This is a genomic window from Pseudomonas sp. NyZ480 (genome assembly GCF_029537255.1).
GTDB lineage: Bacteria > Pseudomonadota > Gammaproteobacteria > Pseudomonadales > Pseudomonadaceae > Aquipseudomonas > Aquipseudomonas taiwanensis.
Genome location: NZ_CP120626.1, coordinates 2,021,585 through 2,045,265, shown reverse-complemented (window position 1 = coordinate 2,045,265; position 23,681 = coordinate 2,021,585). Strand labels below are relative to the sequence as shown.

Below are 23,681 nucleotides of genomic sequence, written 5' to 3'. Positions count from 1 at the left end.
GCGGCTTGGTCGCTGCGTTAAATCAGGTTTTGTCTTCGGCGTAGATGGAAGCCGAAATGATCGCCCCGCCCCAGCGGCGCTTGCCGATGCAAATAGGGACAGGGTTGCCGCTGGCAGTGGTATTCTTGGCGCTGCCAAAAGCGTAGGACGGCAGGTTTTCCGGTGCAGCGCTCTGGGATAGGCCCTTGGCCTGGGGGCTGAGCATCTGGATGACGCCACCGGCTACAAGGGCAATACCTATCTGCAAGGTTGGTGCACCGAAAAAGCTGGCCACAATCAAAACGGCCCCTACTATCGTTTGGAGTACTCCGCCGCGCTTGCTCCCTTCCACCACGGGAACTATGCGCACCTCCCGAGTACCGCAGCGCCTCATATCATCCATGCCAGCGTTCTTTCGATTTCGGAAAATGGCAAACCGCATTCCCAGCCCATTGAGCCGCTTTACCTCATCCTCGAACCCATCAAGCGTTGCCTTTAGGGCGCTGAATGCTTCAAAGGTCGTTCCCTTCTCTAACATTCTGCGATGCACTCGCCCGAATTTCTGAGCGAGAGATCCAGAGAGCTTAATAACTGTCATCGGCTCGTAGTATGCAGCTAATGCGGCCATCGTGATTCCTCAGGCATTAAAAAACCGCCCGAAGGCGGCTGTTTAAAACGTAGTTGGTTTAACACTCACATCGCCATTTGCGGATGTGTGCACTCGATATTTTTTTGTCTGCCCAGGCTTGATCAGCGCCTCTGCTTCTAGGCGTTCTGAGTTCAGTCCACAGAGGCCTTTGCCATCAAGAGCAGCACCGACCATCCACTCCCCGGCTGGCACGTTGAAATGAGCTTTTTCTTTCGGATTTAGCCGAGCCACTGGCTTACCGTTGAGGTAGACGGTTGCAAAGCACCCACCACCTGGAAACCCGCTATCCCGCGTCACAATTATCGTCCCGCCTTCGGCTACTTCAGCTTGGTAAGCGGTGACCCTATTTCCCGGTGCGCTTTCAGCTTCGCCCTCAGGAACTGGCGATGTAGCGCAACCAACCAGCATCGCCAGGCTTGCGGCGACGATCAGAATTCGCATGTGATCCCTCCTTGTTAATGGCGGGAATCTATCACAGCCAGGCAGTGTTCATCGCTAGACGAGGCCGACTGAGTTGGTCATCTGGACTATCCTTTCTCACTTCTCTCAGGCTTCCGTACGAGGGACGTAGAGATGAGCGAGGACGATCACCAGGTTTCGCGAGACGTATCTAAGCACTGGGCAGAGGCCGTTCAGCAGATGCATGCGCACGAGCGGGAAAAAGCTATCCAGCGCGTCGAGGAAAACGAAAAGAAGCGAGCTTGGCATCTACTCCTTTGCAGCACGTTGGGTGCATTCCTCGCTAGTGACCTTCCCGTTGCGGCGGACGATGGAAAATGAATCCGTTGATAATGCAAAAACCCAGCGAGGGGGCTGGGCCTCTGTTCGCTGCTTCGACATCAGAGAGATCGCAGCTCAGTGAACGCCTTGGCGATGCAGTATGGGATGACGGCCCATGCTAGGCCCATTGCCGCAGCGGCAGCTTCCTGCGGAGCACTGGTTGCAGTATGCATCCCTGTAAAGCCTATGATCGCGCCGATCACAGACATGATGATGGTCACGACCCACATGAATTTGGCCACTTACGCTTTTCCTTTGCTGGTTTGGCCAAGGCAGAAAACCTTTGACCCTGATTGGGCGTTGAATGTAATGCTCACCTGCAAGTGCGTCAATTTGCCATCATCACTTCTGTCTACCCATCCACCCTGGACGGAAAGCCAGTACATGCGGCAACCCTGCGCGTAGTAGCGTTATGCCTCCCAATGAACCGCCCCGGTCCATTGCCGGAAAGCCCATGGACTGGGGATTAATGAAAACAGGAGTCTCAAATGTCATTCAACATCACCAACGTAGGCATCGCAGATGACGGCCGATTGATGGTCGCCCTCAAGAGCAACGTTTCTGGGACACAAACTCAAATTTGGGTCACGCCAAACAGCCCAATTCGAGACCTTACAATTGCTCAAATTGAACAATTAGCTAAGGAAGCGGCCGCTAAGGAGCACACCTGCTAAAGCAGGCATTTCATCTCTAGTGAGGTGATCCGCTGAGCCAGCGCCTGGTCAGCTAAAGCGCGCTGGCTTTCCTCATGTAAGAAGCGAGTCTCCAAAGAGGTCAAATCCTCTCTGGCACTTGCAAGATCCTTTTCCAGTTTCTTTATTTTTTCAGCATCATTCATGCCCTTCTCCTGCGGCACTGCCGCTTCACTTCGCGTCCTCATGACGCAACACAAGGCGCGTCCGGTCAAGCCAGGGCCCGCCGAACACGATAATTTCCGATGGCCTGCCTAGCAGGTGGTGCAACATGAAGGGCCCAGGACCGAAGACTTGGACCTGTTCTTCAGCTAGCTGCACGTTGGCACCCAGATAAATGCCAGCGTGGTTTGGGTGTGCAGTGCGCCCCACCGCCATGACGATCATGTCGCCGCGCTGCGGTTGGCTGACCTGGTAGAAGCCCGCCGCCTCATAGGCCTGCTCGTAAAGACTGGGGCTGTCCGCCTGCTCCCACCAGCCCTCTTCTCGGGTGTAGGACGGGAAAGCCAGGCCCCACTCGCGCTGGTACCAGTCCGCGCAGACTTGCCAGCAGTCCCAAGCGCCGTGCACGAACGGCCGCCCGAGCAGCGGTGCGTGACCGGTGGGCGTAACGGTGCGCAGGTCACCCTCCGGCCACGACAGGATGTACCAGGGCAGCGCCGTGGCCTCGCACATCGCCAGATCGCGGGACGAAGGCCTGCTGGTGGCATCTGGATGCGAGTGCACGATGCCGATCACCTCACCCTGGTCTTCTGCAGCCGCGTACTGCTCCGGTGAGATCCGGAACTCCTCTGTAGGATCGGTAGCGGTGTTGTCGCACGGGATGTACCGCTGGGCGCGTCCCACGGCGATGAGCAGCCCGCAGCACTCGCGCGGGTACTCGGCCGCTGCGTGCGCTTGCACTGCGGCGAGGATGTGTTTGCGCATGGTCAACTCCGTGCAATCAGAGAAACAGCCGGAAAGCCACCGAAAGGCAATTGATTGCCCTGGCCGTGGCGGACAGTGCAGCCAGAGCCCAAACAGCCATTGCACTGGTCCTTGGCCGGGTCATCCGTCGGGTTGCCGTCGAGGTCGTAATAGGGGCCGGTGTAACCACAGTTCGGACCTCGGTAGCCGGCTGTCATTGCCCAGTGACAAAGCTGGGTCATCTGCCGCCCAATGGACTCGCCGCCAACATCCCCAGGACTAGCCAGCTCCCAAGCGACCGTGGTGCCGTTCTCCGACACCTTCTGGTCGATGTACCAGACCTCGATGGCTTCCTCGGTTGGGTCGGCATCCGGGTTGCCACTGGGGAAATTGGCCGCATCGAGGTACTGCGCCATGGTATGACGCATTGTCAGCTTGAACTCGAGCAGATCGTCGAAGGCCAGGCACAGGGCTGTGATCCGGCCGTTGACGTTGCCCACGGTCAGCGTGGGGCGCACGGCGGTACCGTCCGAGTTCGCTTCGATGCCCTCGATCTGCATGGGCCAGGCGCCATACTCGTTGCCCTGCCACCAGATAGACTTGGCCGGCAGTTGATCGGCATTTGCGCCGGCAACTGCCAGTTCCTCGGACGTGTGCGGTATTGCATGCCCGTGGAACCGCAGAATATCGGCACCGAAGTCCGAGCCATCCAGCTCAAACAGCAGTACCTCGCTGCCAGGCTCCAGGGTCTGGATGTCCTTGATCAGTGACATGCGACGTCCTTATGGGTGGAATGCCCGCTCAAAGGTTGCGGAGACCTTGAACCGACCGCCACCCACGGGCGTGGGCTTAGGATCGGTGCAGGTAAACAGGCCCAAATCACCGAGCGGAGTGGACCACAGAAAGGCCTTCGCGCCGCCGTGCCGATCGAAGAACTCCATGACCTTGCGGACCTGTGCCTTCGTGCCGGTTACGGTGATCGGGTAGCTGTCTTCCTTGTTGTTGGGGCCGTCGCCCACCACCTGCCGGTACCCGCCGCCGAACTTGGACTCCCGGACCCGGTAAGTGATGTCCGGCGTTTCGCCGCGCTGCGTCGGCCAGCTGAACGTCTCGATGGCCATCAGCGCCCTCCTTTAGTGTTCCGATAGCTCACCCCGCCGGGTCGCCACGAATCGGCAACAGCCTTCTCGGCAGCGAGCTGCATCTGCTTCTGCATGTTTTGCTGGAGGAGCGTTTGGTCGAGCTCCATGCCTTCGTCACTACGATCTACGACGGCCACGTTGACCGGTGCCGACACGCTTATCATCGTTCCCGAAGTGCTCGTGGTAGCGAGGGGTGAAGCGGGCCCAGGGCCGAGCGGGGTGATGGTGCCGCCCTGCTCCCCCATCATCAGATAGGTCTTGCCTCCCTGGCTCAGCAGTTCAGGCCCCAATTCGTTTACCTGGTAGAGCGAGTTCGCCGCTACCGGACCGCCGGCTGCGCGCTGACCAGAGACGAAGTTGTCCATGATCTGGGGAGTGTATCCGGCCTGGGTCGATCCTGCGGACGTGGTTCCGCTGCCGAACCACGCAGAAACAGCCGTGCTACCCCAGCTAACCAGGCTGCCCAGGAGACCCGAGGCAGCGCGTTGGGTTTCGATCCGGACCATGTCAGCAAGGATCGACTTGGTGAAGTCAGTGAACGATAACTTGCCAGTCATGGCGAAGTTTACGATCGCATCCTCCATCGAGCTGAAGGCGTTGGTGAACAGGGACTTCGTCTGCCCGGCGACATCCCGTGCCTGGTCCAGGTAATTCTGAAAGGCTGACGATGCCCCCTTACGCCAGTCGCCCTGTGCGGCCGTCATCTGGTCGTAGTTGGCGATGGTGGTTTCCTGCAGGTCCTTCTCGGTCTTGCGCAGCGCTGCCAGCTTCTGGTTGTACTCATCGAGGCTCATGCCGCGGGAGCCGTCACCGTACTGATTGGCAAGGTCCAGGCGCTGTTGGTTCATCCGGTCGGTGATGCCGTTCTGCTGGTCATGCAGGCTACGCTGACGATCGCCGAGACCAAGGCCGTCAGCGGAACGCTGCCCTTGCAGGCGCAGCGCCAGCACCTGCTGGTCGAGAGCATCGGTGTAGGTCTGCACCGCCCTGGCCTGCTTGGCCAGCCGGCCCTGCTCATTGGTCGCCAGCACCGAAAGCTCGGTATCGGCGTCCTTCTGCGCCTTGACCATGGCGGCGCGGGCATCCGCGATTTTCTGGTCGAGCTGGATTCGCTGCTGGGCGCTGGTACTGCTGCGCCCCTTGGCCTTCTCCAGCGCCGTGATCTCGGCCTCGTAGGCGTTCGTGACCTCGGCCTTCTGCTGCTCGATGATCGCAGCCCGTTGGGCGGCGTACGACTCTTGAGAGATCAGCCCAGCCTTCTGCGCTGCTTCCAGTTCCTTCTGGTGGCTCTTGTACTCGGCCAGAATGGCGCTCAGCGCGTTCTTCTGGTCGTTGAACCCGGAGAGGTCGACCGAACCAGTCCGCCCAGCAGGGTCCTTGAACTGCTTGGCGATGTCGGCCTGCACCCGAGCGATGTTCTCGGGCTTCAGCCGCTCATCATTCGGGTTGACCTTGCGGATCGCATCAAGAGACTTGTTGTACTCCTTGAGAGCATCCGCGCGCTTCTCGGCGTTGGTCCTTGCGGACTTCTCCAGAGCGTCGATCTTGCCGATGGCCACGATAGCCGCCTGCTGCCGCTGGCTATCCAGTTCCCGTGCCTTGGCAATCGCCTGCTGCGTGTCTCGCTGTTGAATGAGAGCTTTGAGCTCAAGGTTGGCATCCGTGAGCTTTTGCTTCCCAGCGGTGTCGTCAGGATCGCCGTTCACCGCGCTCTGCGCCGCTGCCACTCGTTGTTGCGTCTCTACGATGCGACTCGCGATATCCTGGTCCCGGCCAATGTTCTTGACCGAATCGACCGTGGCAGCAACCTCGCCACGCAGAGCCTTCCATCCGCGCTCCCAGATGGACAGATTCTCGGTGACTTCCTTGCTACGGTTTTTGATGGTATCGACGTAGGTGTCGGTGAGCAGCTTGGCTGCCCCGATGGTGTCGCCCTGCTCCTTCAGGGCAATGATCTGCGAATAGGTAGCAGCGGTGAGGAAGTTGTACTGCTCGTTTAGGTCCTTGGCGGCAGCCACCGGATCCTTGCCGATCTTCACGAACTCGGCCACCGTCTCCTCGACCGCTTTTCCGGTCGCCGACCGCCACTCCAGGGCTGCCTCGGTAATCTCGACGAAGCTGTCCGAAGCAATTTTGCCGCTACCGGCCAGCTGGGTGAGAACCTCGGCTGCGGCACCGGTGGTGCCGACGGTCGCCGCGACCTGGCGAGCCATTCCAGACATCTGATCCGCCGTTGTGCCGGCGGCGTTGCCGGTCTTGATCAGCTCCTTCTGGAAGCCGACCGCCTCCTCGCTGCCCGAGTAGTAGGCGTAACCGAGCACACCCACTGCTGCAGCCGCGACGGTGAACGGGTTCACCAGGCCCATGACGTAGCCGCCGAGTGCCTGAATGGCTGGGCCCACACCGCCAAACATATCCTTTAGCTGCCCGCCCTGCTGCAGCAGCACAGTGAGCGGGGCCTGTCCGCCCTGCAGGGATACCACGATGTCGGTGAACTGTGCCGGCACACCCCACAGTGCAGCAGCAGTGGCCTTTGCCGACATCCCGGTCTTGTTCAGCGCAGCATCGGCACCGCCCAAGGCTGTGCGGGCTTGGTCGATCTTCGCCTGGTACTCGCCGAAGGTCTCCGCATCGAGCGCGCCACTGGTGCGGAAGCCCTTCAACTTCTGCTCCATCTGGTCCAGCCGGCTCATTGCTGCGACGGTCGGGTCAATCTTGCCCAGCAGCTCCTCGAGCGCCTGGCCTTCTTCCCGATGTGCACCGGCGGCCTTCTTCGCCGCCTCGGCCTGGCGCTCTTCCGTGGCGATTAGGGCCTGAGCCCGACTGATGATGGATGCCTGACGGCTGGCACTGTCTGAAAGAACTGCATTCGCCTGGGCGGTGACCTGGGCGCTCTGCTCGGTCGCCCGGTTGAGCGACTGAACGTACTGACTCGCCTCCAGCGAGGCCTTGGCTACTGCCAGAATCCTGGCCTGTTGCTCGTCGGCGGACGCGGCAGCACGCCGGCCGGCCTGGGCTCCCGCATCCGTGGCGCTGGTGAGCGCCTCCTGCACCTTGCCAGCCTGCGCAGCCTCGGTCCGAAACGCCCCCATGTTCGCCGCGGCGCTGCTGAACGCCGTGGAAGCGCTGGTAACGGCGCGCCCCACGGTGGCCATCTGCTGCGCCAACTCTGTCTGCTTGGCATTGAGCGCCTGCAGCTCCTGCACAATCTGCCGGGTGTCACCCTGCAGGCTGCCCAAGGCAGTCTCCCAGGCACGCCCGGTTCGTCCAGCCGACTCCTCGCTGCGCTTGCCGGCGTCCGTCAGCTTATCGAGGTTGTCCTTGGCCTCGACGGCATCACCGGAGTCGATCTGAAGACCGAGAGAGGCAATGGTGGTCATGATCTACTCCATCGATTCGGCCATGACGGCCAAGGCCTCAACCTCCATGACGCGGAGATCGGGAAAAATGTCGCTGAGGTCGCGGCGCTTGATGCCGAGCATTGAGGCGGTTGCAGGAATAGCGGTGTAGTCCAAGCCGGACGGGCCGCCCGAAGCCACCCGCCACTGTGTGCCCAGCGCATCGAACAGGCGGAAGGCAGGCCAGGCATCCGGCAAGACCTCTACTACCTCCTCCGCGATGTCATCAAGGGTCAGCCCCAGCGCCGCCAGTTGCTCAGCGGACGGGCCGCGCTCATAGCAAGCCCGGGCCGCCGCCCTCAGTTTCCCAAGCGGGCCGGGCTGTAGGCGGCTTGGTAAGCGTCGATTACTGCCTTCGGCGCGCCGGTGCAGGTGCGCACCAGGTCGGCGATGGCCACGGCGCTGAACTCGTCCTCCAGATCCCAGCCAGTGACGATCTCGCTCAACTGCTCTGCCTGCAGGGCGATTTCACCGGTGGTGACCTCCTCCCAGGTTGCCCCGTCCTTCTGGGCCTTCTTCGCCCAGGCGTCGCGCGCCTTGTTCCAGCGATCAAACATTGCGGACAGGGCCACGCGGTCCATGTAGCGGAACTGGAATTTCACCGGCACCGGTTCGGCGCCAATGCGCGGAACCTGCACCACGGCGGTGAAAGTGGGGTTCTGCGCGATCTTGATCTTCGCCATGATGGCTCCTTACGCACCGGCCAGAATGCGAACTGGACGGCCCGACAGTGCGATGCTGATGGTGCGCGTCATGAGGCTGTTCCGATCCATGGTTGGGGTGGTGGTAATGCTGACGTAGCCCGGGTATAGGATCTGATCACCACCTGGCAGCTTGAGGCGTACCACCGCGAGCTCCTTGCTGTCACCGTAGTTTTCGACCAGGGCAACGTAGGCAGCGGTCGGCTGGTCCTCGACGGTGATCGACAGCGTGATCGGGTTGCGGTTGGTCGGGAACTGGCGGTCATCGTCATCTTCCAGATACCCCACGGTGAGGTATTGCTGCTCACCGCCGGCCGAGGTGAAAGCGGTCACCTTGGAGATCTGCGCCCAGGCGGTCACAGGGAGCACCGAGCCTACGCCGGCACCCGGAGTGTATTTGTCCACGTTGGTGGTGTTGAGTCCTTTCAAGGCGAAGGTGTCGGCGGACACGTTTGCGGCACTGACGGCACGGTCGGCGATCAGTGCCCAACCGGAGCTAACCAACAGGACATCGCCATTCTCAATGTCGTGACCGGCAGCGGTGGCCACCGGCGGCAAGGCATTGGTCAAAGCGGTGAAGGCGACGGCTGCGCCAAAAACGCTGGCGATTTCCAGCACAGAGCCGTTCGGCAGCGGGAATTTTGCGGCCATGGAGTGTTTCCTCGTTGTTGCCCGCCGGGCGGCGGTTGGTTATGCCCCAGCGGGCGGTTGGTCCGCGACACCGCGGTAGGTGAAGCTGGCCGGGACCATGTAGGTCGCCGACTCGGTGATGGCTGGGCCCTGGTCAACCGGTTCGGTAACAAGGCCCTCGAAGCCGTTGCGGCTGATTTCCGTGTCCACCCTGAAGAGGCTCGACAGCTCACCGACAAGGCTCTCGGCGGTAGCCAGAGGCTGGCCAGCCGGGCAAACGATGCTCACCTGGTAGACGCCGGTGTACTCATAGGCATCGCTGCCCAGGTAGCGGCAGGTGGTGCCCGCTGGCAGTTGGAACGCCTGCAGGTAGGTTTCGTCGGGCCCGGCCTCGAAACCCTGTTCGAAGTTTGCGACCCGTATCGGGCGCGCCGCGGCCCAGGCCATCAGCTTGATCTCGATGGCCTGTCGTGCTCTTGCGTGGCTCATGCTCGATGGGTCCTGATGGCTTCGTCGACGATGCGCTGGAAGTTTGCGAGAGTGACCCGGACCATGCCGGCCGGAGCCTGCGACGAATGCCCGTATTCCAGCGGGATGGCATACGGCAAGTTGTTCACGATGAACGCGGTCTGGCCGATGGTCAGCGCCTGCACTTGGGTGATGAGCGCGGTAATGGCCTCGCTGCCCGACGGATCGATGCGGTCGAGTTCCTCAGTCGCCGGAGAGTCGATGGAGAACTGCCAGTTGCCCCGGAACCGCCCGCCAACGTATCCCTGGCCGGCAACTAGGCCGTTCACAGCGAAGTTCTGCTCTCGCTCGGTCTTGGTCAGGGGCTTGGCGTACTTCACGCCTTTACGCAGCCTGCCGGCCTTGGTGAAGTTGTCCTGATTCAGGTTGATCAGGGTGTTGCGTACCGCGACTTTGAAGTCGTAGTCATCGGCAGCCTTGTTGGCCTTGGCCCGGTGAGCCACGTTGGCCGCCCATAGTTCCGGGTTGCCTACCGGTGACATGCGGATGACGCTGCTGCCGATCTCGATCACGATTTCGCGGAAGGTTGCGTCGAGGGCTTGCTCCGCCTTCTCGGCGAACGCCCGTATTGCCTCAGCGAAGCCTCCCTGGTGGCCGCCATATCGCTGGGCCATGTGTGAGCCGCGCGCCATATCACTTCCTCAGCTGAATGGTCCAGGTAGCCTGAGCCGGGTCTTCCGAAACATTGAGCACTCGGTACCCGCTTACCTGGTCGCCGATCTTGGGGGCCGCAGAGACGCTGGTAACGGCACCGGACTGCCCCTCGAAAAGCTCGTTCTGGAGCACCAGCAGCTTTACGTCTTCGGTTTGGATGCGGCTCCCGTCGATCTCCTTGGCCAGATAGCTGCCGAACACGCCGCGCCCGGTGTAATGGATGGTCGAGGCAGGGACGGTGCCTCCGATCTCGGGGTCATATCCACCTTTGACAGTGCGACTCCCTGCAACGGGCTTCACCGCATCGGCCAGGCCATCTGGATCGTCGAACGCTTCCGCCAGCTCGGCCTGGAGTTCTTCGCGCATGCCCATGGGTCAGATCCTCTTGAGCATTACGGTGCCGGATCGACGGATCCAGGGATCGATGAGGTCGAGGGCGAAGTTTTCACCGACTGAGCGATCGACAGACCCCGCGACGTAAGTCTTGCTGGTCGAGGTGCCGGCCTGGGCCGATACGGTCTTGCTCTGCACCTCGCGCTGGGTGTCCTTGTAGAGCTTGCCGGCCGCGGCCAGCTTGGCCACCTGCGCGCCAGCACTCACGATGGCGTCCGGCACCGGATCTGGCACCGCCCGTTTGATCTTGGCCGTGAGCCAGGCGTTGGCCATGGCAACGGCGATGACCGCATCACCGTCACCTGCCCAGCCCTGCCCGAGCGCCTGGTCAACATCAGCGACGGTGATGAAGTCGGTCATGGCTTATTCCTTCGACGGGATGAGGGCCTGCAGGTCGGGCTTGTTGAGGCCGGCGTCGAAGCTGATGCCCTGGGCCGTCAACCAGGCCTTCAGCTGCGGGACCTTCATTTTGTGCGGGTCCGTTTCATCGTCGCTGCCGCCCTCCTCCTCGATCGCCCTGTCGATCTCCGCTTGGCTGCTGACCGGGGCATAGCCGTTCGGCGGGTAAGTCGACGCCTTGTAGCCATCCGCCATCCATTGGGCGACGGTGGGGCCGTCCAAGCGCAGCCCTTCCTCGATCTCGCTGACGCTGATGCCCTGGCGCTGGTACGCCTCGCCGATGTGCGGAGCATCGCCCTGAACGGACACCGAGGTAGCGCCATCGATCACGCCAAAGAACTGGTCCAAGCGGCGGTAACAGGTGCCACGCTCGGTGCCCGGGGTGTTGGTATAGATGACTTTCATGCTGATCTCCTGCGTAGGGCGCCAGGCCGGCGCCCCGCATCATGGGTCAAGGGGTGGCGGTACCGCTGATGACCGCGGCGAACGGAACCTGCTTGCGGTCGAAGACGCGCTTCCAGTTCGCAGCTGCAGCGTACTGGGCGGCGGTCGGGCTGAGGTTGCGGTTCTCGCTGCCCTGCCAACTGAAGCCAGCCGGCTGCAGGATGAAGGTCTTGCGTTCCCACAGCACCTCGGCGCCGCCACCGTTGCCGCCGCCAGGCTTGCGCTCCAGCTCGACCGGCTTGGTCGGATCGCCTTCGCCGTAGCCGAAAGCACCCTGGCCGAAGAACAGAGACAGGTACTGGCCCGGCGCGTAGGTCAGGGCGTCGTCCATGAACACCGGCTTGCCCAGGTAGGTCGCCAGGATGATCTTGCCCTGCGAGTCGCGCAGGTACTCGATCATGTCCTGCTTCACCATCTGGTTCATGACGACCGAGTGCACGCCGATTGCGGCGAACATGTCAGCGGCGTCGCCGGCGGTGAAGGCTGCGTCTTGGAAGGCATTAGCGCTGATCGAGGCGCCCGAGTCCTTGACCATGTCGCCGCCGTTCTGGGCGATGTTGGCTGCGATGATGCCGCGGCCGGCGCCCATCAGATAACGCTGCCACTGGCGGGTCCAGTAGGTGCCGAAGCGGTTGCGGATGTGCTGCATCGGCTCGGAGTTGGCCAGTTCGGCAGCCAGGTCGGAGACACCGTAACCTTTGTTGAGGTACAGGGTGCGGGCACGCATGCTTCCCTGCTCAGCTTTGCCGACAGCGCCTTGGTCGTCAGGATCATCGTTGGAGATGTTCGGCGCCTCGTCGGCGTCGAGATCCTGCCAGTAGCTGATCTCGGAGGTGCCTTGGCCATTCTTGGCGATATCGTCCAGGGTGGCCGAGCGGGTGATGATGCCCGACTCGAAGACGGCGGTCTTCTCTGGAGAGTTCACCGGCTCCAGCGTGCCGTAGTAGTCGGAAACGAAGATGTCCGACAGTTGGGTGGTTGGCATGAGTTAGGTTCCTCGGGTGGCTTGGAGTTTTTTGAATGCTTCGGGGTTGTCACGAGCCATCGCTGCGCGTTCGGTCTCGGTGTACTCACCCCACTTCTTCGTGGCCTTGCCACCGTTGTCGCCGGTCTGCCCGGCTCCCTGGGCCCTTGGCCACAGGTGTGATGCGGTTTCGCGAAGCGATTCCGCCCATTCGAGGGGAGACAGCGGGGTCTTGCCGTCCTTCCCGTACACGACTTCGCCGTCACGGTCGGTGGCAATGGGCTCGCCGTCTTCGCTCAGTTTGAAGGTGCCTCGGGCTCGAAGGATGATGTCCTCGGCAGCCTCAGGCAGCGCACCGGCCTTGATGGCGGCCGCGCGGATGGAGTCAGCCAGCACCTTGTCGCTGTACTTGGCGGCGAAGGCTTCGGCTTTGTCCGCACGCTCGTTGGCGGCCTTGACCTGCTTGTCCAGATCGGTGCGCAGGCGCTCGGTGCGGCGGCTGATCACTTCGTCCAGCTTGCCCTCGGCGATCAGCTTGGTCTCTTCGTCCTGGCCGGCCTTTGCCAGCAGGCCCTTGACCGCCTCGATGTCCAGGCCGTCGAACTGACCTTTAAGTTTGTCCAGCTCGGCCTTGATGGTCTTGTTGTAGCCAATCAGCTCAGTGTTTTTGGACTTGAGGCCCGCGACCTCGCCATCCAGGAATTTCTGTACCTCGCCGCCCAGCGCTGCTGTCAGCGCGGCAGTTTGGCTGTCGTCGAGGGTGAGGCCGTGGGCGGCCGGGTCGAAGTCAAAAGGCATGTGGCTATCCCCTGGGGATTGATGGGCCCACCTTGCGGGCATAAAAAAACCCGCCTTGGCGGGTTTGGTTTAGATCCAGTTGTCGTATCTGTTTAGAAGGATGTTATCCATCTGGCGAAGGCTTAAGGGTTTCCGAAGCTCTCCTTCAAATAGATCCTTAGCGTCCAGATAAATGCTCACATATTGACGGTAGTTTTTTGCAGAACCGGCAGTGGTAAAAGCGAACACCCATTCTTCCTCTTGCGCTACCCACTTGAGAGCTTCTCGCGCCCTAGAATCCATCATCGGAAAATGGTTGGGTCGATGGAAGTGCAGATACTTGGAAGCGAAGCTGCTGCAGTCTCGGCCGGTGAGGCTTGTAACCGCCTCACAAAGTCGGGCATGCACCTTCACCACCTCAGTGATTGAAGATCGCGAAATAGCACTGTCCTCCGGCAAAAGCTGAAGCAGTTCCTCAACCATGGATTTAGAAATGGTATCTGCAAGCGCGTGGTAGAACGAGCCAGATGGGATAGGGCCATCCTTCACAGCCCGACGCTCGGCAGAGGCAGCCAAGCTTCGGCCGATAATGAGCGCTTTGGATGCGATCTGAGCCGGATCGGTATTGCTGGGATTATCACGCACGAACTGGTAAAGCATGCGGTTTGCAGGGATGAAAATTCCACAACCCTCATCCGTACCGATGAAACTCTCAGTTAAATATTCCCTAGGCTTAGTAGCTGTCAGCATGCGCGTCTCCTTAAGTGGATAGACACGATACCGTAGCTGCGCAGTCGATCAATCCAAACCAGCCCGCGCAAACGCCAGAGGCTCCAGCTCCTTGAGCGAGTCCAGTGTCAGCGGCTTGAAGTTCTTGTCCAGCTGCATGGCAGCGAAGCGCTCGGCAGTCAGCCCACCATCTCGGAACAGCTTGCCGCGCACCGGCCCCAGCGCAGCGTCCTGGAAGGCCGCTGGCTGCGTTTTCAGCCACTGGTAGTAGCTGAGGCTTGCCGAGACCTGCCCGCCGCCAGCAGCGCCCACTGCTGCCCTCGTGGCGCCTTGCCCAAATAGCGCCGACACCCTGGTGATTGGCGTGATGGTGGTCCGGCAGTGGATGTGGAATGGGGGCACCGGCCCCTTGCCCATCTCGAACTCACGGCCGTCCATGCTCCTGCACTGCACGCTGGTCTTCCGGTCTAGGGTGGCGACGATCCGGTACCCGGGCACGACATCGGAGTTCGCCTTGAGTGTTTCCATGCGCGCTGTGGTGGCCACATGCTGGACTGCGGTCTGGACTACAGCCCGGGCGCTCCGGTTCGTGACCGCCAGTATGCCGTCCGTGAAATTCTGCGCCGCGGTACCGCGCACCGCCAGGGTGATCTCGGCGTTGGTCTGGCCCTGCACGACACCCATCCGGATGGCGTTGGTGACCCTGTCCGCTTCAGTGCGGGTCCATCCGTTCAGGAAGGGCTTGAGCAGCTTGCCACCATCCACCCCGGCCACCTGCAGAGGCTGCGTATTGATCGCCGCCCGGATCAGGGAGTCGGCTGGCATAGCCGCATCGATCAGCAGCGCCTTCGCCAGGCTGCGGCCTTCGAATGCAGCTTCGTACTGCGCGATATCCACCAGGTAGGACTGCATCCGGTCGCTAAAGGCCTTGTAGATTTCCAGCAACTTGCCACCCACCCGGCCAAGAAACTCCTCGAGCCGGCTGCGACTGTAGGTGGTCAGTTCCTTGCGGGTGAGCTGGTCGCGGACATGGGCATCTGCCCGCCGCAGGACGGTCTCAAACTTCTTGACCTCGCCAGCCTTGAGCCGCTCAAGAAGCACCGAGTGGCGGCTGACCTGCTCCAGCAGCTTCTCGTCGGCCGTTTGCTCCGGTTTCGTCGCCATCTTCATGGTCCAGGTCAATTCCAGCTGCGCCGCGGTCGTCGCCGATCAGTTCGGCCTCTTCGTCATAGGGGTGCTCGGGCAGCTTTCCAGTGGTCAGATACTGCCAATACGTCTCGGCACTGATGGTGCCGGCCATGACACTCTTCTGCAGCTCAGCCAGCACCTGTGCGTCCACCACTGGCATCACAAATTCCGGCTTGACCTTGAACGCGACTTCGTCCGGGTTGTAGCCCGTCCACTCCGCTGCGTATCGCAGGGCCTGCTCGATGCCGGCCGCGGCGGTGATGACGATACTATGTAGCGTGGCGTGCTGGTCGTTCTGGCGTGTCTTTCGGGCCTCGCCCGACTCCGTGCCGGAGACATCCATGACCTTGGCGCCAGCCTCAAGGGCCGCGTTCTTCTGGTCTTCCATCGCTGTGCGGACAGCTTCGATTCCGGCGCCCTGAAACTCCAGATAGCCGCATTGACCATTCGGCCCGAGATCCCAGGCTGCGGAAGGACCGGTCACACTGAGCTCCACGCTCTCGTCCAGGCCAGATACCCACGGCTGTGGATGGCTGGTCTGGTGCAGCGCTGTGAAGTAGTCGGCGCTGAGCTGGTACGACTTCAACGCGGCTCGCGCCATGGTCAGCAGCGGGATTTCATCCACGTCCGGCGAGTTGTCGGTGGACCCACAGTAGATGACCGGGATGTAGTCCAGACCACGCACCAGATTGTTGCTGCCGTCGACGGTACCAAGTGGGCGATCATCCTCGATCAGCTCACCGGCCTCGTTGCGCACGCCTGTGCGACAGACCGCGCCGTCCATGTAGAACTCGCGGTAGACCGTCTCACATTCGTGGCTGTAGCGGTCCTGCTCCTTACGTCTGAACTCTCGGAACACCGACAGCACCAGGTCCTGGCGACCACCTTGGTCGGCGGTGTCCCAGTTGATGGCGTTGCGCACCGCGTAGGTGGCGAAGTACGGCTGCCCGGCGTCATCGATGTTGACCACCAGCGGCACCCGGCCGTGGGAAACGGCCTGGCGCACGATCCGCAGGAACAGCTGAGTCAGGCCGAAGCCATCGGCTGTGGCGTTCTCTTCCAACCCCTTCAGGCCCGCAGGCAGCCTCACCTCGGGGATCAGTCGCGAGACCAGGCCCATCATCGAACGCAGTGAATCCCGCACCCAGTGCTCATACTGGGCTCGGGCGGTGTAGTTCTGGTACAGGTAGGCATTGCCGGCACCGTCCAGTTTCTCGGCTTCGGTCATGCCACTGGGCTTGGGCAGATTGCGCGGGCTGCGCTTGATCGCGCCCTCGCCCTCCAGGGCGTCGTCCATCATCCGCCACTCTTCAATGTGAGCGTCGTAGTCTGGGTTGGTGGATTGAACAGGCATTACGCCAAACCTCCGATGCGGCGGACACCGCCTGTGCGTTTACGTCGCGCCATGGCAACGGCGAAATAGCGGAACCCGTCAGCCGGATGCGAGGACCAGTCATGAAGCGGCTTGTCCTTCCAGCACCCTCGCTTGTCGTCCCACTCCTTGCGGTAGCTTTCCAGCGCGGTGATGCCCTCGCTGCACTTGGCTTCGTCGAAGACGCAGTTCGGGAGGATCTCCCGCGCCTGCTCGATGCCTTCGTCAACGCCGAGCTTCGGGACAACCTGGAAGGTCATCCGATACTTCTCGCCGTCGATCTCGTAGCCCTCTCGTGCGAGTTCGCGCCGGGTCTTGCCGTCGCTACCAAACTCGCGGTTGTCGATGTCGTGGGGGCCCCAGTGCTCGCCGTAGGTGTAGCCGCGATCCTTGAGCACCTTCATGTAGTGCCGCAGGCCTTCGCCGCTGTTCTGGTAGAAATCGATGACGTGGAATTCTTCGCCGACGATCCGGACGAACCAGATGGCCGTCGAGTCGCCAACGCCGATATCCCAGAAGGTGTGCACCGGCAGGTGGCTGTTGTCTGGCAGCTTGCCGATACGCTGGGCGGCGTAGAGCTTGGTGAACTGCTTCGCGTAGTAGGCGCCCTCGATCGTCTGCTGGAATGCCTCGGCAGGGATCGAAGGGTACTCGCGCTTCATATCGTCGCCGAGGGTCTTTTCCTTGGCGGTGTACCAGGCGCGCTGGCCTGGGTTGGTGACAATCCCGTGCTTCGCGCGCAGGTCGTCGAAGTACTTGGTCAGCCGATCAGGAATGAGAACATCGGTCGGGTCCAGCCAGTACAGCGGGTTCCGCCACCAGCTGAAGAAGAAGAACTTCCAGTCGAGCAGGCTCAGGGGCACACCAGACAGCTGCTGCTTCTCGGCAGACTGGCTGTAGTCGAAGAAGTAACCGGCCCGGCCCTCAGCTGTTGACTCGATGGTGACGAAGCACTCAGCGGCCACAGCCTCGAACGCGCCGGTGACGATCTCCCGCGCCTTGTGCGGGAACTTGGCGCAGATCTTCCCGAACTCGGAAACGTGCAGGTAGCGCAGCGTGCCGCCCCGGAAGGACGTGGACACGTAAAGCGACCCGCCCTTGCTGAACACCAGCTCTCCGGCCGCATCGTTTCGCGCCGGGTTGGCCGCCTTGATTTCCTTGGGCAGGTTGTCATAGGCGTACTTCACCTTCTCCCGGAACAGGCGCTTGGCGTCGTTCAGGGTGTGGGCGATCAGGGCGCACTTGGCGGCCTCGAACAGCGCAGCATCAAGCTGGACGATGCAGACCAGCGTGGTGAAGCCCAGCTGCCGGGCCTTGAGGATGATGTTTCGGGTGTGCATCCCCTGGAAGTAATCGACCTGCTCCTGCGTCATGCGGAAGCGGACCTTCTTGCCCTGCTTGTCCGTGATGAAGTACAGGTTGTTCAGCCGCCAGAACCGGTCCCGGAGCAGTTTGAGGTGCTCGGGCTTCATGGTCAGGCGTCCTTCGATAGTTCATCCATCAGCTGCGAGAGTTCGTCGGCGTCTTTCGACTGCTCCTTGTCGTCCAGGCCGAATGCAGTTCGCTCGAGCACCTGCAGGTTCTTCATGGCCGAGGACAGCTGGAAAAGGGTCTTGGCGTTACTGGGAAGAGCCACAGCGGAGAGCATGGATGCCCGGCGAAAACCGCTATCGTCGCCGGCGGTCTCGCGCTCAATCTCGTCTTCGATCTCTTCGCGCTTCTGGATGGTCGTCAGCAGATCATCCATCAGCAGGTTCGCAAGGTTCGTGGCCTTGCGAATGTCGCGGCGGTGACTGCGAACAACCGTCGCGCCCTCTTCCGCCGCCTCTTCGATGATCTCGGCGTCCCGCTCGGGGTTCGCGCATTGGTCTTCGCGAACTTCGCCGCGAACCAGCTTGTTGCGAACCTCTTTGCGGACCTGCTCGGAAAGGTCCCGCTCCCAGCCCAAGGCTTTGGCCTTCTTCCGGATCGCGGTATCGCTCACCCCGTTGCGGTCTGCGATGGTACGGATGGAAAGCGCGCCGGCCCGGAAGGCACGTTCGATTGCCTCCCAGTCGGGTTGCTTGATTGCCATAGACGTCTCTGACTTGAAATGATGGCGTGTTGCCGGTATTGGTAAGAATCAAACCAACGCAAGGAGAGCTACATGTCTGAAAATTTCAAACGGTTGTTGGGCGATTCGGGTTATGGCCCCGCCAGTCCTGAGCAGCAACGCGAGTTTGCTGTCACCGCAGCCTTGACGCTGATTGAATCCAGGGTTGCTAACGCTACAGGTTCCAGCCAGCTTCAATGGGAGCTGAGCAACCTGAGCGCCTATGCAGATCAGATTCAGGAAGCACTGAAGGTCAAGTAACTCATCAGTGCCGTACTCACCTGCGGCACTACACAGCATTTCCGCTTTCATGCTCCTCCAGCGCCGGAGGCGCATATTCACCACTCATAGACGAATCTCCGGATGAAAGAACCCAAGCCAGTCCAGCGGGGAGCCAAGCCACATTATCGTTTACGCTTTGCAGCGACGTTTGGTGCAGGCCTGATTGCAGCGGTGCCATTGCTACAACTACTTGGCGTAGGGGCAGAACGGCTCGTCGGCATAGGGAAGGTCCAATCGACCGTAGAGCTCCAAGCGGGCTTGATTACTGACCTCCAGACCGAGAAAAGAAAGCTTGCTGAAAAGGCTGACCAGCTTCAGTCACAGGCTCACCAGCTTGAGTTGAAACTGTATAAGTCTGAGTCCAGCCTTGCTTTGGCAAATCAGCAGCTTGCTCAAGCCACCCGCATGATTGAGGACTACAAAGCGCTTAACACCCAATTAGATCGAAAGGTAAAGTTGACTGACCCCTGCGTTTCGATTCAGCGCGTGATAGCCGACTTAGAGAAACAGCTGGCAGTGGAACCAGCCTGGACCCATTCGCTGAAAGGCCCTCGTCGCGATGAGGCCATAGCGCAACTTCAAGCTCACCAGGAATCGCTCAGAGCTTGCCTATCTCCTAGCATCTGATTTGCCGGACCTTAAATGGGGTGCGACTACGGCGATACCCGATTGAGAGCCTCATCAGCCTTGTCGGCGGCCTGGGTAGCAGTGGTCGCCGCCTTCGACGCCTTAGCCGCGGCGCTCTCGGCCTTACTGGTCAGCTCATCTAGGCGCTTATCGCGCTCGGCCATTGCGGCATCGTAGGCGGCCCGGATCTCGGCCACCTGGTTGGCCTGGGTCGTGGCCATCGACCAGAAGGCCGACTGCCAGCCCAGGACCGCCCCGCCGGTGACCAGCAGTGCAGCGATGATCCAGACCTCTGCCCGGCGCCACCAGCGGCGGGCGATGAATTCAAGTGCGCATCTGTCCATCAGGAAGCACCTCCCAGCTTTCCGCGGAGGCGGGCGAGCTCATCGCTCTGCGCAGCTACGCGCTCATTGAGCTGGCCGACCTGGCTGGTCAGAGCTTCTATTTTGCCCTCCAGACGCCCTACCGTGGCCACAAGGTCGTTCCGCTCCTTGGCGAACTGATCGGCGCGGGCCTCAGCTTCTTTACGGGCCTCGCGCTCGATGTCGAGCAGCTCGTTCAGGCGCCGGACGACGCCGATATCAGCAGTGTCCATCGCCCTGTCGGTGGCATCCCTGGACAACCACTTGCGCAGCCAGAGGAAACCACCCAGCAATACTGTGCCCGTTCCGCCCAGCCAGGTGGCTGTGCCTGGGCCGAGGTCGGTCGGGTCCATCCAGATTCTCCAGGTGAATCTCAAGCGAGAAGCACCACAAAAATGTTGTATGCACCACATTTATGTTGTATTGTTGACTCATCCATACAACAGAGATGAGGTGATGAAGTTCAGCGAGTTCAGACGATGGTTGAAGGCCCAAGGGGTGACCTTCGAAGCAGGCAAAGGAAGCCACTTCAAGATCACCGCCCCGAACGGTAACAAGACTGTCTTCGCGGACCACGGCAGCAAGGAAATGCCCGAGCCGACCCGCAAGGCGATCATCAAGCAACTGGGGCTCTGAGAGTCCCCTTCGCCTGCGACCGCTGGACTATCACCCACCAGGAGAGTGACGATGTACGACTACGCAGTACGATTTGAGAAGGACGATAGCGCCCCAGGTTTGGCGGTGTTCTGTCGTGACCTGCCAGAAGTGAACAGCTTTGGTGATGACCGAGAGCACGCCATTCGCGAAGCTCTCGACGGCATTGAGACCGTCCTGTCGTTGTACGTTGAGCAGCGCCGTCAGATTCCTGAGGCGACGCCTGCCCAAGATGGTGAACACGTTGTTCATCTGCCAGCTGTCACCGTGGCAAAGATCGCGCTATGGAACGAGATGATGCGGCGCGGGATGAAGAAGGCTGAGTTATGCAGGCACCTCGGCGTTTCCCAGACCACTGGAGACCGCCTAGTTGACTTCACCCACACATCGAAAATGGAACAACTGGAGAAAGCCTTGGACGCATTGAATTCCCCTGTTCGCGTTGCACCTGCTGACCCTGAGTGGATCAACCTGCCCTACGGCGGTGGACAAGCAGGGTTCTACGCAGGCCGTCTGATTGATGAACTGCAGCAGCGCCCTGATCATAAGATGCTGGTTGGGGCAGTTGCTGGTGTGCTGAGCCAGGTCAGGGAAGACTCTCTCGATCACTTCCTGCGGACCCGCTACGCGAAGAACCCCGACACCATGCAGGCAGTGCGCGAGGTCATCGACGATCTGGTAGCAACCGGGAAAATTGAGCACGTTCAGAAGCAGCAAGGCGTTTCGGCCGGCTTCATTCGCCTCGTTTGACGAACGAATACCCCGGCCTGAAGGCCGGGGACTTTTGAGGCCCTCTGAGGGTCAAAAAACCCCACACATCGGCGGGGCCATTTAGAAATCCTTCAATTAAGCAGGTTCATCGTCTTCATCAGCATCATCGGGGAGCGGGGTGCAATCCTCGATGGTTGAGCGAACCTCGTTGATCTTTTCTTCCGCTTCACCGAGCACCCGCTGCAGCGCAGTGATCGATGTGTCTTCCACCTTAATCGCCCTCAGCTGGTCCGCCACGCCTCTCAAGGCATCAGGACTACCGTCAAGTCTCGCCCGCTCTTCACCGTAAGGAAGGTCATCCATTGGGACATGGTCTCTCGAATCGCGATTGATTTTCGCATGATCAATGGCTGTCGCTCGATCAAGATAATCCTCAACATCATCTGCAGTATCATCCGCACGATCGATGAGGTCTTGAATTTGCTCCTCAACCTTTTCTTTGAACTGCTCAATAAGTTCTGACATTCCATTCTCCCCTGGTTGCCGGTCAGGTCTGACAAGCGCTTGTTGGAGATGGTGCCAAGGGAGATAAAAAACAAGAGCTCGAAAATAAAAAACCCGGCGCGGTGGCCGGGTTCTTTTTTGTCACCCCTCAACATGCGCAGGAATGACAGGATGCTAGAATTTTGTTGCACCGTTGCAGGGTTGTCAAGCGGCATCTGCCATCAAAACGCCTTCCTCCTGAAGTATCTTGCCAGACGCGACCAGCGCCTCCGCCACCATCTCGTCCAGCACTTTCTCGATGGCCTTCTTCCAACGCCAGTAGGTGGTGCGGTTCAGTCCCTGCCCGTCCCAGGTGTTGATGTCGTAGAACTCGGCCGGCAGCACGATCATGTCGGTGGAGCGCTTCACGTACTGGTCGCGGCGCGCCTGCCCTGCGTCCTCTGGCATCTCGCCACCCGCCAGGAGCTGGACCGCGCCAGCGTGCAGCGAATCGAACTCTGCCCGCTCCCGGGCCGCCCGGCTGGCCACCTCATGCCCCGACTGCGCCTGGACGCCTTTCACCGGCGGGATGGCCCAGGCCGTTACCGCCTTGTATCGGAACAAGTTCGGCGCCTGGGTAGCGATCAACGGCACCAGCTTGCCGATCGCATCCACCTTCTTGGCCTTGTGGGTCGAGAACCTGGCCGTCAGCGCATTCCAGTGCCGCGGGATCAGCTTGCTGTGCAGGCGGGCGTGCACCCAGCAGTCCACCAGCATCGCCGCATCCTTCCCGGTGATCTCCCCCTTCAGCTTCGAGGCCTGGACCTTCGGCTCGAAGTCGCCGCCACCTACACCGCTCATGGTCTCTGCCGCAAGGGCGCGGACTACTGCTGCCAAAACGCTTTGGTATTTCATCGTCCCTGCTCCTTCTTGCGGCGATACGAGATGACCATGCCGCGCACAATGGCGTAGCTGGCGAAGAGGAACATGCCCAGGATCAGCAGCTGGGCGCTGTCGGTTGGTGTCCAGTTCATGCTGCTGTCTCCTGTGCCTGTATACGGACGCGCACGGCGCCGCCCTTGGTCGTTTCCTTGCTCACCCAGATCTGGGTGGCGAACACGTTGTCGTCGATGCCCAGGGCATCTGCCAGGCCGTCACGGCCAGCCTTGAACATCGCCAACAGGTTGTCGTCGTCGCGCCGGCGGCGATCAGGCGGCACGAACTCGAGCATGAGCAGCGCGCCACCCTCGGGAGGCTGGATGCCTGCTTGCCTGGCCAAGAGAAAGCAGGCATAGCGATAGGTCTTCGCCGCCTTGCTCTTCCTGGACCAGTGCACCCGAGCGTTTGGGCTGCATGCGGCCGGTGGCCACGGTAGTGTCAGTTCCGTCATGCGGCCCCCTTGATGGTCAGAATCCCGGCCCGGATCAGGGCCCCATGAGTCTCAGCGATCGCCCGAGGCATGTCGGACCAGTCCACCTCGCCTTTCCCACGACCATCGAGGACGTCGTGACAGGCGCTGCAGGCGTAGACCGCCACGGTGTCGAACCCCTTCATGCCCATGCCCTTCTGCCCGCATGGCAGGTGGGCCAGCACGGTGGTGTCCGGGTTGAAATTGCAGATGCCTGGAATGCGGACAGTGCAGTCCTGGCCGCGGGCGCTCTCACGCACCTTCTTGGATACGACGCGCATCAGTACTGCCCTCCCCACCGATCCGGCTCAGTCCAGCGCACGCCATGCTCGGCGCCGAAGGCGTGCATCACCTCGAACAGGTCGCTGAACCACTTCTGCGACTGCTTGCGGGTCGAGACGCCCAGGACCACAAACCCACCGTCGATACCCGGCACCGCGTCCTGCTTCTGCACCGCCGCGCTGAAGATGTGCTTCCAGTCCTCGTCAGTGAGCTTGCGGCCATACCACTCCACCTGCTGGGAGATGTCGCGGAGCATGGCCCACATCTTCCGATTGCAGACGTCCGGACGCTTTTCGTCCTTGATGACGATGACCTTGGGCTTGGTCAGATCTATGGCATGCAGGGCGCCATAGACGCGGTTGAGGTCCTGAGAACTTCGAATGGCGAACTCAGCCATGCCTATCCTCTTGATCGAAGAAATTCAGATTAATAGAATTTGGTGCACCGGCCTCAAG

Annotated in this window: 37 protein-coding genes; 6 read left to right on the top strand and 31 right to left on the bottom strand. The window is 61.0% G+C overall.

Annotation, left to right across the window (positions count from 1 at the left end; translation table 11 throughout):
- Positions 1–22: 22 nt before the first annotated feature.
- The gene (locus P3R38_RS09445; protein ID WP_277687069.1) at positions 23–607 is read right to left on the bottom strand and encodes a tail assembly protein; all 585 of its coding nucleotides are present in this window, start codon (positions 605–607) and stop codon (positions 23–25) included.
- Positions 608–649: 42 nt separating this feature from the next.
- Positions 650–1,069: a hypothetical protein gene (locus tag P3R38_RS09440; RefSeq protein WP_023379946.1), complete on the bottom strand. Its 420-nt coding sequence runs from the start codon at positions 1,067–1,069 to the stop codon at positions 650–652.
- Positions 1,070–1,201: 132 nt separating this feature from the next.
- On the opposite strand from P3R38_RS09440, the gene P3R38_RS09435 reads away from it, so the two are divergent.
- On the top strand, positions 1,202–1,408 hold the full coding sequence (locus P3R38_RS09435) for a hypothetical protein (RefSeq protein ID WP_277687068.1): 207 nt from the start codon (positions 1,202–1,204) through the stop codon (positions 1,406–1,408).
- Between the two features lie 59 nt (positions 1,409–1,467).
- Here P3R38_RS09435 and P3R38_RS09430 read toward each other — a convergent pair whose 3' ends face one another.
- Entirely contained in the window at positions 1,468–1,650 is a 183-nt protein-coding gene (locus P3R38_RS09430) for a hypothetical protein (protein WP_027907699.1), read from the bottom strand.
- A 246-nt stretch (positions 1,651–1,896) separates the two neighbouring features.
- Here P3R38_RS09430 and P3R38_RS09425 point away from each other — a divergent pair, with 246 nt between their 5' ends.
- Complete coding sequence (locus P3R38_RS09425; protein ID WP_277687067.1) at positions 1,897–2,082, top strand: hypothetical protein; 186 nt, start codon at positions 1,897–1,899, stop codon at positions 2,080–2,082.
- On the opposite strand, the gene P3R38_RS09420 is transcribed toward P3R38_RS09425, so the two are convergent.
- The 20 genes from P3R38_RS09420 to P3R38_RS09325 form a co-directional block, all read right to left on the bottom strand.
- A complete protein-coding gene (locus P3R38_RS09420) occupies positions 2,079–2,246 on the bottom strand; it encodes a hypothetical protein (RefSeq protein WP_277687066.1) in 168 nt (55 codons plus the stop codon). The genes P3R38_RS09425 and P3R38_RS09420 overlap by 4 nt on opposite strands.
- A 25-nt stretch (positions 2,247–2,271) precedes the next feature.
- Positions 2,272–3,027 carry a C40 family peptidase gene (locus P3R38_RS09415; protein ID WP_277687065.1) on the bottom strand — a complete coding sequence of 252 codons (756 nt, stop codon included), beginning with the start codon at positions 3,025–3,027 and terminating at the stop codon, positions 2,272–2,274.
- A 2-nt stretch (positions 3,028–3,029) separates the two neighbouring features.
- Positions 3,030–3,779 carry a phage minor tail protein L gene (locus P3R38_RS09410; protein WP_277687064.1) on the bottom strand — a complete coding sequence of 250 codons (750 nt, stop codon included), beginning with the start codon at positions 3,777–3,779 and terminating at the stop codon, positions 3,030–3,032.
- 9 nt (positions 3,780–3,788) lie between these two features.
- The gene (locus P3R38_RS09405; protein ID WP_023379938.1) at positions 3,789–4,127 is read right to left on the bottom strand and encodes a phage tail protein; all 339 of its coding nucleotides are present in this window, start codon (positions 4,125–4,127) and stop codon (positions 3,789–3,791) included.
- A complete protein-coding gene (locus P3R38_RS09400) occupies positions 4,127–7,528 on the bottom strand; it encodes a phage tail tape measure protein (protein WP_277687063.1) in 3,402 nt (1,133 codons plus the stop codon). Before P3R38_RS09400 ends, P3R38_RS09405 begins: the two co-directional genes overlap by 1 nt.
- 3 nt (positions 7,529–7,531) lie before the next feature.
- The gene (locus P3R38_RS09395) at positions 7,532–7,783 is read right to left on the bottom strand and encodes a DUF1799 domain-containing protein (protein ID WP_277687205.1); all 252 of its coding nucleotides are present in this window, start codon (positions 7,781–7,783) and stop codon (positions 7,532–7,534) included.
- A 62-nt stretch (positions 7,784–7,845) separates the two neighbouring features.
- Entirely contained in the window at positions 7,846–8,229 is a 384-nt protein-coding gene (locus P3R38_RS09390) for a phage tail assembly chaperone (RefSeq protein WP_277687062.1), read from the bottom strand.
- Positions 8,230–8,238: 9 nt separating this feature from the next.
- Positions 8,239–8,898, bottom strand: a complete 660-nt coding sequence (locus tag P3R38_RS09385) for a phage tail protein (protein WP_277687061.1) — start codon at positions 8,896–8,898, stop codon at positions 8,239–8,241.
- 39 nt (positions 8,899–8,937) lie between these two features.
- Complete coding sequence (locus P3R38_RS09380; protein WP_277687060.1) at positions 8,938–9,366, bottom strand: phage tail terminator-like protein; 429 nt, start codon at positions 9,364–9,366, stop codon at positions 8,938–8,940.
- Positions 9,363–10,037, bottom strand: a complete 675-nt coding sequence (locus P3R38_RS09375) for a hypothetical protein (protein WP_277687059.1) — start codon at positions 10,035–10,037, stop codon at positions 9,363–9,365. Before P3R38_RS09375 ends, P3R38_RS09380 begins: the two co-directional genes overlap by 4 nt.
- A gap of 1 nt (position 10,038) precedes the next feature.
- Positions 10,039–10,431 (bottom strand): hypothetical protein, encoded by a 393-nt coding sequence (locus tag P3R38_RS09370; protein WP_277687058.1) that lies wholly within the window; start codon positions 10,429–10,431, stop codon positions 10,039–10,041.
- Positions 10,432–10,434: 3 nt separating this feature from the next.
- Positions 10,435–10,812 carry a hypothetical protein gene (locus P3R38_RS09365; RefSeq protein WP_277687057.1) on the bottom strand — a complete coding sequence of 126 codons (378 nt, stop codon included), beginning with the start codon at positions 10,810–10,812 and terminating at the stop codon, positions 10,435–10,437.
- A 3-nt stretch (positions 10,813–10,815) separates the two neighbouring features.
- The gene (locus P3R38_RS09360) at positions 10,816–11,256 is read right to left on the bottom strand and encodes a HeH/LEM domain-containing protein (protein WP_277687056.1); all 441 of its coding nucleotides are present in this window, start codon (positions 11,254–11,256) and stop codon (positions 10,816–10,818) included.
- A gap of 46 nt (positions 11,257–11,302) precedes the next feature.
- Complete coding sequence (locus P3R38_RS09355) at positions 11,303–12,280, bottom strand: major capsid protein (protein WP_054573903.1); 978 nt, start codon at positions 12,278–12,280, stop codon at positions 11,303–11,305.
- A 3-nt stretch (positions 12,281–12,283) separates the two neighbouring features.
- Positions 12,284–13,057, bottom strand: a complete 774-nt coding sequence (locus P3R38_RS09350; RefSeq protein WP_277687055.1) for a hypothetical protein — start codon at positions 13,055–13,057, stop codon at positions 12,284–12,286.
- A 69-nt stretch (positions 13,058–13,126) separates the two neighbouring features.
- Positions 13,127–13,786, bottom strand: a complete 660-nt coding sequence (locus tag P3R38_RS09345) for a hypothetical protein (RefSeq protein WP_277687054.1) — start codon at positions 13,784–13,786, stop codon at positions 13,127–13,129.
- 48 nt (positions 13,787–13,834) lie between these two features.
- Positions 13,835–14,929, bottom strand: a complete 1,095-nt coding sequence (locus P3R38_RS09340) for a minor capsid protein (protein ID WP_277687053.1) — start codon at positions 14,927–14,929, stop codon at positions 13,835–13,837.
- Positions 14,856–16,307, bottom strand: a complete 1,452-nt coding sequence (locus tag P3R38_RS09335; protein ID WP_277687052.1) for a DUF4055 domain-containing protein — start codon at positions 16,305–16,307, stop codon at positions 14,856–14,858. Before P3R38_RS09335 ends, P3R38_RS09340 begins: the two co-directional genes overlap by 74 nt.
- Positions 16,307–17,797, bottom strand: coding sequence for a terminase (locus P3R38_RS09330; RefSeq protein WP_277687051.1), 1,491 nt, complete (start codon positions 17,795–17,797; stop codon positions 16,307–16,309). Before P3R38_RS09330 ends, P3R38_RS09335 begins: the two co-directional genes overlap by 1 nt.
- Positions 17,798–17,799: 2 nt before the next feature.
- A complete protein-coding gene (locus tag P3R38_RS09325; RefSeq protein ID WP_277687050.1) occupies positions 17,800–18,399 on the bottom strand; it encodes a hypothetical protein in 600 nt (199 codons plus the stop codon).
- A gap of 72 nt (positions 18,400–18,471) precedes the next feature.
- Here P3R38_RS09325 and P3R38_RS09320 point away from each other — a divergent pair, with 72 nt between their 5' ends.
- Together P3R38_RS09320 and P3R38_RS09315 are read left to right on the top strand one after the other, a co-directional pair.
- A complete protein-coding gene (locus tag P3R38_RS09320; protein WP_277687049.1) occupies positions 18,472–18,678 on the top strand; it encodes a hypothetical protein in 207 nt (68 codons plus the stop codon).
- A 102-nt stretch (positions 18,679–18,780) separates the two neighbouring features.
- Positions 18,781–19,326, top strand: a complete 546-nt coding sequence (locus tag P3R38_RS09315; RefSeq protein WP_277687048.1) for a hypothetical protein — start codon at positions 18,781–18,783, stop codon at positions 19,324–19,326.
- A 26-nt stretch (positions 19,327–19,352) separates the two neighbouring features.
- Here P3R38_RS09315 and P3R38_RS09310 read toward each other — a convergent pair whose 3' ends face one another.
- Positions 19,353–19,670: a hypothetical protein gene (locus P3R38_RS09310; RefSeq protein WP_277687047.1), complete on the bottom strand. Its 318-nt coding sequence runs from the start codon at positions 19,668–19,670 to the stop codon at positions 19,353–19,355.
- Positions 19,670–20,041 (bottom strand): chemotaxis protein, encoded by a 372-nt coding sequence (locus P3R38_RS09305; RefSeq protein ID WP_027907130.1) that lies wholly within the window; start codon positions 20,039–20,041, stop codon positions 19,670–19,672. The genes P3R38_RS09310 and P3R38_RS09305 overlap by 1 nt, the downstream gene beginning before the upstream one ends.
- A 103-nt stretch (positions 20,042–20,144) precedes the next feature.
- Between P3R38_RS09305 and P3R38_RS09300 the strand changes: the two genes are divergently transcribed.
- Together P3R38_RS09300 and P3R38_RS25080 are read left to right on the top strand one after the other, a co-directional pair.
- A complete protein-coding gene (locus P3R38_RS09300) occupies positions 20,145–20,324 on the top strand; it encodes a type II toxin-antitoxin system HicA family toxin (RefSeq protein ID WP_277687046.1) in 180 nt (59 codons plus the stop codon).
- Positions 20,325–20,375: 51 nt separating this feature from the next.
- Entirely contained in the window at positions 20,376–21,092 is a 717-nt protein-coding gene (locus tag P3R38_RS25080) for a type II toxin-antitoxin system HicB family antitoxin (RefSeq protein ID WP_347176210.1), read from the top strand.
- A 96-nt stretch (positions 21,093–21,188) separates the two neighbouring features.
- On the opposite strand, the gene P3R38_RS09290 is transcribed toward P3R38_RS25080, so the two are convergent.
- From P3R38_RS09290 to P3R38_RS09265, 6 genes are all read right to left on the bottom strand, one after another.
- Positions 21,189–21,578 carry a hypothetical protein gene (locus P3R38_RS09290; RefSeq protein ID WP_277687045.1) on the bottom strand — a complete coding sequence of 130 codons (390 nt, stop codon included), beginning with the start codon at positions 21,576–21,578 and terminating at the stop codon, positions 21,189–21,191.
- A 183-nt stretch (positions 21,579–21,761) separates the two neighbouring features.
- On the bottom strand, positions 21,762–22,451 hold the full coding sequence (locus P3R38_RS09285; RefSeq protein WP_277687044.1) for a hypothetical protein: 690 nt from the start codon (positions 22,449–22,451) through the stop codon (positions 21,762–21,764).
- Positions 22,448–22,570, bottom strand: a complete 123-nt coding sequence (locus P3R38_RS09280; RefSeq protein WP_277687043.1) for a hypothetical protein — start codon at positions 22,568–22,570, stop codon at positions 22,448–22,450. Before P3R38_RS09280 ends, P3R38_RS09285 begins: the two co-directional genes overlap by 4 nt.
- Entirely contained in the window at positions 22,567–22,926 is a 360-nt protein-coding gene (locus tag P3R38_RS09275; RefSeq protein ID WP_277687042.1) for an endodeoxyribonuclease RusA, read from the bottom strand. Before P3R38_RS09275 ends, P3R38_RS09280 begins: the two co-directional genes overlap by 4 nt.
- Entirely contained in the window at positions 22,923–23,225 is a 303-nt protein-coding gene (locus P3R38_RS09270) for a nuclease domain-containing protein (protein WP_277687041.1), read from the bottom strand. Before P3R38_RS09270 ends, P3R38_RS09275 begins: the two co-directional genes overlap by 4 nt.
- On the bottom strand, positions 23,225–23,623 hold the full coding sequence (locus tag P3R38_RS09265; protein ID WP_027907670.1) for a recombination protein NinB: 399 nt from the start codon (positions 23,621–23,623) through the stop codon (positions 23,225–23,227). Before P3R38_RS09265 ends, P3R38_RS09270 begins: the two co-directional genes overlap by 1 nt.
- Between the last annotated feature and the right edge of the window lie 58 nt (positions 23,624–23,681).

Coding starts and splice junctions, on each gene's coding strand:
- P3R38_RS09335 (WP_277687052.1), bottom strand. CDS start 16,307: ATGCCTGTTCAATCCACCAACCCAGACTACGACGCTCACATTGAAGAG.
- P3R38_RS25080 (WP_347176210.1), top strand. CDS start 20,376: ATGTACGACTACGCAGTACGATTTGAGAAGGACGATAGCGCCCCAGGT.
- P3R38_RS09275 (WP_277687042.1), bottom strand. CDS start 22,926: ATGACGGAACTGACACTACCGTGGCCACCGGCCGCATGCAGCCCAAAC.
- P3R38_RS09300 (WP_277687046.1), top strand. CDS start 20,145: ATGAAGTTCAGCGAGTTCAGACGATGGTTGAAGGCCCAAGGGGTGACC.
- P3R38_RS09305 (WP_027907130.1), bottom strand. CDS start 20,041: ATGGACCCGACCGACCTCGGCCCAGGCACAGCCACCTGGCTGGGCGGA.
- P3R38_RS09355 (WP_054573903.1), bottom strand. CDS start 12,280: ATGCCAACCACCCAACTGTCGGACATCTTCGTTTCCGACTACTACGGC.
- P3R38_RS09420 (WP_277687066.1), bottom strand. CDS start 2,246: ATGAATGATGCTGAAAAAATAAAGAAACTGGAAAAGGATCTTGCAAGT.
- P3R38_RS09350 (WP_277687055.1), bottom strand. CDS start 13,057: ATGCCTTTTGACTTCGACCCGGCCGCCCACGGCCTCACCCTCGACGAC.
- P3R38_RS09270 (WP_277687041.1), bottom strand. CDS start 23,225: ATGCGCGTCGTATCCAAGAAGGTGCGTGAGAGCGCCCGCGGCCAGGAC.
- P3R38_RS09415 (WP_277687065.1), bottom strand. CDS start 3,027: ATGCGCAAACACATCCTCGCCGCAGTGCAAGCGCACGCAGCGGCCGAG.
- P3R38_RS09405 (WP_023379938.1), bottom strand. CDS start 4,127: ATGGCCATCGAGACGTTCAGCTGGCCGACGCAGCGCGGCGAAACGCCG.
- P3R38_RS09360 (WP_277687056.1), bottom strand. CDS start 11,256: ATGAAAGTCATCTATACCAACACCCCGGGCACCGAGCGTGGCACCTGT.
- P3R38_RS09310 (WP_277687047.1), bottom strand. CDS start 19,670: ATGGACAGATGCGCACTTGAATTCATCGCCCGCCGCTGGTGGCGCCGG.
- P3R38_RS09330 (WP_277687051.1), bottom strand. CDS start 17,797: ATGAAGCCCGAGCACCTCAAACTGCTCCGGGACCGGTTCTGGCGGCTG.
- P3R38_RS09380 (WP_277687060.1), bottom strand. CDS start 9,366: ATGAGCCACGCAAGAGCACGACAGGCCATCGAGATCAAGCTGATGGCC.
- P3R38_RS09390 (WP_277687062.1), bottom strand. CDS start 8,229: ATGGCGAAGATCAAGATCGCGCAGAACCCCACTTTCACCGCCGTGGTG.
- P3R38_RS09320 (WP_277687049.1), top strand. CDS start 18,472: ATGTCTGAAAATTTCAAACGGTTGTTGGGCGATTCGGGTTATGGCCCC.
- P3R38_RS09285 (WP_277687044.1), bottom strand. CDS start 22,451: ATGAAATACCAAAGCGTTTTGGCAGCAGTAGTCCGCGCCCTTGCGGCA.
- P3R38_RS09315 (WP_277687048.1), top strand. CDS start 18,781: ATGAAAGAACCCAAGCCAGTCCAGCGGGGAGCCAAGCCACATTATCGT.
- P3R38_RS09365 (WP_277687057.1), bottom strand. CDS start 10,812: ATGACCGACTTCATCACCGTCGCTGATGTTGACCAGGCGCTCGGGCAG.
- P3R38_RS09345 (WP_277687054.1), bottom strand. CDS start 13,786: ATGCTGACAGCTACTAAGCCTAGGGAATATTTAACTGAGAGTTTCATC.
- P3R38_RS09340 (WP_277687053.1), bottom strand. CDS start 14,929: ATGGCGACGAAACCGGAGCAAACGGCCGACGAGAAGCTGCTGGAGCAG.
- P3R38_RS09290 (WP_277687045.1), bottom strand. CDS start 21,578: ATGTCAGAACTTATTGAGCAGTTCAAAGAAAAGGTTGAGGAGCAAATT.
- P3R38_RS09375 (WP_277687059.1), bottom strand. CDS start 10,037: ATGGCGCGCGGCTCACACATGGCCCAGCGATATGGCGGCCACCAGGGA.
- P3R38_RS09385 (WP_277687061.1), bottom strand. CDS start 8,898: ATGGCCGCAAAATTCCCGCTGCCGAACGGCTCTGTGCTGGAAATCGCC.
- P3R38_RS09400 (WP_277687063.1), bottom strand. CDS start 7,528: ATGACCACCATTGCCTCTCTCGGTCTTCAGATCGACTCCGGTGATGCC.
- P3R38_RS09280 (WP_277687043.1), bottom strand. CDS start 22,570: ATGAACTGGACACCAACCGACAGCGCCCAGCTGCTGATCCTGGGCATG.
- P3R38_RS09445 (WP_277687069.1), bottom strand. CDS start 607: ATGGCCGCATTAGCTGCATACTACGAGCCGATGACAGTTATTAAGCTC.
- P3R38_RS09425 (WP_277687067.1), top strand. CDS start 1,897: ATGTCATTCAACATCACCAACGTAGGCATCGCAGATGACGGCCGATTG.
- P3R38_RS09435 (WP_277687068.1), top strand. CDS start 1,202: ATGAGCGAGGACGATCACCAGGTTTCGCGAGACGTATCTAAGCACTGG.
- P3R38_RS09325 (WP_277687050.1), bottom strand. CDS start 18,399: ATGGCAATCAAGCAACCCGACTGGGAGGCAATCGAACGTGCCTTCCGG.
- P3R38_RS09370 (WP_277687058.1), bottom strand. CDS start 10,431: ATGGGCATGCGCGAAGAACTCCAGGCCGAGCTGGCGGAAGCGTTCGAC.
- P3R38_RS09265 (WP_027907670.1), bottom strand. CDS start 23,623: ATGGCTGAGTTCGCCATTCGAAGTTCTCAGGACCTCAACCGCGTCTAT.
- P3R38_RS09440 (WP_023379946.1), bottom strand. CDS start 1,069: ATGCGAATTCTGATCGTCGCCGCAAGCCTGGCGATGCTGGTTGGTTGC.
- P3R38_RS09410 (WP_277687064.1), bottom strand. CDS start 3,779: ATGTCACTGATCAAGGACATCCAGACCCTGGAGCCTGGCAGCGAGGTA.